This window comes from Streptomyces phytophilus (assembly GCF_013870535.1).
GTDB lineage: Bacteria > Actinomycetota > Actinomycetes > Streptomycetales > Streptomycetaceae > Streptomyces > Streptomyces phytophilus.
In genome coordinates, this window is record NZ_JACBXC010000520.1 from 1 (window position 1) to 4,083 (window position 4,083).

Below are 4,083 nucleotides of genomic sequence, written 5' to 3' on the forward strand. Positions count from 1 at the left end.
GTCCGGCCGCTTCACGAGCGCCGGCAGATGCGCGTACGTGGACCACCAGCCGCAGCCGATCACGGCGATCCGCGCGCTCATGCCGCCTCCCCGTCGAGCCGGAAGACCCGTTCCGCGGTGCCGTGGAAGAGCGCGTGCCGGTCCGCCTCCGGCAGGTCCGAGATGATCTCGGCGTACGCGTCGACGACGTCGCCGTACGAGCTGTAGAGCCGGTCCACCGGCCAGTTCGTACCGAAGAAGGCGCGCTCCGGGCCGAAGACGTCGACGCATTCCCGCACCCAGGGCCGCAGCGAGCCGACCGTCCAGCGGTGGTCGGCCTGGCCGAGGCCCGAGATCTTCACGACCACGTTCGGCGCGCGGGCGAGGTCGCGCATGGCGGCGCGCCACTGCGCGAAGTAGGCGCGGTCGCGGCGGCGGGGGTAGCCGGCGTGGTCGACGCAGAGCGTGACGCCGGGATGGCGCTCGGCCAGCCGGCGCGCGTCGGCCATCTCCTCGACGGCCGGGTCGTCGCAGCAGACCAGGCCGTGGCGGGCCAGTTCCGCGTAGCCGCGGTGCCAGGCGGGGTCGGTGAGGTAGTTGTCGTAGCGCAGGTCGCGGATGCCGCGCAGGTTGCGGTACGCGGCGTGCCGGGCGAGCACGTCGGCGGCATCGGGCCGGGCGAGGTCGGCGTACGCGACGATGCCGTGCGGGACGCCGAGCCGGTCGGCGAAGTCCTGGAGCCAGCGGGTCTCCTCCACCGGGTCCGCGCTGCCGATCGCCGCCTGGACGTGCACCACCTTGCTGACGTGGTGGAAGCGGGTTTCGGCCACGAAGTCGTCCGCCCAGTAGCGCTGGGCGCGGATGGCGGCGTCGGGCCCGGTGACCTCGTCCACCGGCGCGCCGGGCTCCAGCCAGGCGTAGCGCAGCTTCGGGTGCGTCAGGTCGTGGAAATGGACGTGCGTGTCGACGAACGGGAGCGCGGCCATCAGCGCATCCCCGGCACGGCACCGAGGTGCGCGCCGCCGTCCACGTCGAGCGTGGTGCCGGTGAGGAAGCCGGCCTGGTCGGAGACGAAAAACAGAACGGCGTCGGCGACATCGTCCTCGGTGGCGTTCCGGCCGAGCGGGTTGGTCCCGGCCGCGGCCTGCACGATCTCCGCCGACGGCAGCCCGGTGCTGGCGGCCTTCCAGTCCAGCACCTCCCGGCCCATACCGGTCGTGGGGCAGCCCACCGGGGCGACGCAGTTGGCGGTCACGCCATCCGGGGCCAGCTCCGCGGCCACCGCCTCGGTGAGCCCCACCAGGCCGAACTTCGAGGCCACGTACGGGACCTGGCCCGGGAAGCCGCGCCGGCCGCAGTCCGAGCCGATCGTGACGATCCGGCCCCGGCCGCTGGCCCGCAGCGCGGGGGCGGCCGCCCGTACGGTGAGGAAGGCGCCCGTGAGGTTGACGCCGAGGGTGCGGTTCCACTCCTCCTCGGTGGTGTCGGCGAGCGACCCGATGTGGAAGACGCCCGCCGAGACGACGAGCGTGTCCAGGCTGCCGAACGCGGTCTCGGTCTCGCGTACGGCCGCCGCCATCTCGGCCGCCGAGCGCACGTCGGCGCCCACGCCGAGGGCGCGCCCGCCTAGCTGTGCGGCGGCGTCCCGGGCGCGCTCGGCGTCCACGTCCACGACGGCCACCGAGGCCCCGGCCGCGTGCAGCCGGCGGGCGATCAGCAGGCCGAAGCCCGACCCGCCGCCGGTGATGAGTGCCGTCCGTCCCTGTGCGATCAGCATCTCGCTCCGCTCCTTCCTGACGTTCTGCAAAAACGCTATAGCATCTAGCTTCTGATTGCTATACGCTATAGCGATCCCACTCGATGAGAAGGACTGAAGGCGGACGCGATGGCACTGAACCCCCTCTCCACAGGGAACCTGGCCGACCAGGTAGCTGACGCTCTCCGCGACGCAATCCTGGAGGGCCGCTACCCGCCGGGCACGCGGCTGGTCGAGCGGACGCTCGCCGCGGAGCTGGGGGTGAGCCACATCCCGGTGCGCGAGGCGCTGTCGCGGCTGGCCGACGAAGGTCTGACCGAGCGGACCCCGCGCCGCGGCTCCCGGGTCGCCACGCTCACCGCCCGCGAGCTGGACGAGCTGTCCACGCTGCGCATCGTGCTGGAGCAGTTCGTGGTGGCCAGGGTGGGGGAGAGGCTGACCCCGCGCACCGAGCGCGAGCTGCGGAAGCTGGTCGAGGGCATGCACCGCGCCGCCGTCGACGGCAACTTCCGCCGGGTCTTCGACCTCGACCAGCGCTTCCATGAGCGGCTGTGGGAGCTGGCCGACCACCGCATGCTCAACGAGCTGGTCACGCAGCTCCGCAGCCGTATCGGCGCCTTCCTGCGCGCCGCCACCGCCGCACTGCCAAAGGAGAGGCTTGAGGAGCACGCCGCCTCGCACGACGTCCTGCTCGACGCGCTCCTCGACGACGACCCGGAGACGGCGCGGGCGGAGATGGCCCGCCACATCGAGGCCGCCGCCGTCCGCATCCGGGCCGCACTGCCGGAGCCCGAGGAGGCCGCCGATGAGTGAACACGTCGTGGTGACCGACGCCGACCTGCCCGGCACGGACCACATCCTGGAGATACTCCGCGCCGCCGGGCTGCACGCCACGCTCGCCGACTGCCGAACCGAGCGCGACGTGATCGAGGCCGCCGACGACGCCACCGCGCTGGTGGTGCAGTGGGCGCCCGTCACCGAGCAAGTGCTGCGCCGGCTGACGCGCTGCCGCTACATCGGGCGGCTCGGCATCGGCTACGACATGATCGACGTCGCCGCCGCCACAGCCCGCGGCATCGCCGTCGCCAACACCCCCGACTACTGCGTCGAGGAGGTGGCCGCGCACACCATCGCGCTCGTCCTGGCGTCCGCCCGCCGACTGGCCACGCTCGACCGGGCGGTACGGGCCGGCCGCTGGTCCGCCGCCGAGGACGCCCCCGGCGCCGTACGGCCGTCCGAGACCACGCTGGGCATCGTCGGGTTCGGCCGCATCGGCTCGCGCACCGCGGCACACGCCGCCGCCCTCGGTTTCCGCGTCGTCGTCCACGACCCGCACGTGCCGGACGCCGCCGTGGCCGCCGCAGGTCACCGGCCCGCGGACCTCGACGCCACCCTCGCCGCCGCCGACGTGCTGAGCCTGCACGTGCCGCTCACCGCGGACACCTGCCACCTGCTGGACAGCGCCACGCTCGGCCGGCTGCCGCGCGGCGCGCTCGTCGTGAACACCTGCCGCGGCGGCCTCGTCGACGAAGCCGCGCTCGCCGACGCCCTGCGCGACGGACACGTCGCCGGCGCCGCGCTGGACGTGTTCGAGACCGAACCGCTGCCCGCCGGCAGTCCGCTGCGCGACCTGCCCGGCGTCCTGCTCACCCCGCACGCCGCCTGGTACTCGCCGGAGTCCCGGCGCGAGCTGGGCGAGATCACGGCCCGGCAGGTCGTGGACTTCCTCAACCGGCGTCCGGTCGCGTCGATCGTCAACCCGGAGTACGTACGATGACCGCACCCGGCACACGGCAGCCGACGCCGCCCACCCGGCCTCGTACCGCCCTGGTCACCGGCGGCAGCGGCGGCATCGGCGCCGCGACCTGCCGGCTGCTCGCCGAGCGGGGCCACGACGTGTGGCTCACCTACGCCACCGGCGCCGACGCCGCCGAGCGCACCGCCGCCGCCTGCCGCGCCCACGGGATACGGGCCGCGGCGACCGCCCTGGACCAGCGCGACCCGGAGGGCGTCCGGCAACTGCTCGACCGGGTCGCCGCCGACTGGGGCCACCTCAACGTCGTCGTCAACAACGCCGGTAGCTGCCCGTACACCCCCTGGGACGAGATCGGCGCCGACGAGTGGGACGCCGTCATGGAGACCAACGCGCGCGGCGTCCACCTGGTCATGAAGCACGCCCTGCCGCTGCTCCGCGCGGCCTCCGGCGACCGGTCGATCGTCAACGTCGCCTCGCTCGCCGGGCAGATCGGCGGCCTGAGCACGAGCGCGCACTACGCCGCCAGCAAGGCGGCCGTCCTCGCGCTCACCCGCTCCGTCGCCCGGCGCCTCGCGCCCGAGGGCATCCGCGT

Annotated in this window: 5 protein-coding genes; 3 read left to right on the forward strand and 2 right to left on the reverse strand. The window is 74.2% G+C overall.

Annotated features, from left to right (window positions below):
* Positions 1-77: 77 nt before the first annotated feature.
* Entirely contained in the window at positions 78-965 is an 888-nt protein-coding gene (locus H5J30_RS20475; protein WP_181788857.1) for an amidohydrolase family protein, read from the reverse strand.
* Positions 965-1,756 (reverse strand): SDR family NAD(P)-dependent oxidoreductase, encoded by a 792-nt coding sequence (locus H5J30_RS20480; protein WP_181788858.1) that lies wholly within the window; start codon positions 1,754-1,756, stop codon positions 965-967. Before H5J30_RS20480 ends, H5J30_RS20475 begins: the two co-directional genes overlap by 1 nt.
* A 108-nt stretch (positions 1,757-1,864) precedes the next feature.
* Between H5J30_RS20480 and H5J30_RS20485 the strand changes: the two genes are divergently transcribed.
* The 3 genes from H5J30_RS20485 to H5J30_RS20495 all read left to right on the forward strand — a co-directional run.
* Complete coding sequence (locus tag H5J30_RS20485) at positions 1,865-2,548, forward strand: GntR family transcriptional regulator (RefSeq protein WP_220189141.1); 684 nt, start codon at positions 1,865-1,867, stop codon at positions 2,546-2,548.
* The gene (locus H5J30_RS20490; RefSeq protein ID WP_181788859.1) at positions 2,541-3,512 is read left to right on the forward strand and encodes a C-terminal binding protein; all 972 of its coding nucleotides are present in this window, start codon (positions 2,541-2,543) and stop codon (positions 3,510-3,512) included. The genes H5J30_RS20485 and H5J30_RS20490 overlap by 8 nt, the downstream gene beginning before the upstream one ends.
* Positions 3,509-4,083, forward strand: a 575-nt coding sequence (locus H5J30_RS20495) for an SDR family NAD(P)-dependent oxidoreductase (RefSeq protein WP_181788860.1), incomplete at its 3' end; no start/stop codon positions are given. The genes H5J30_RS20490 and H5J30_RS20495, both read left to right, overlap by 4 nt.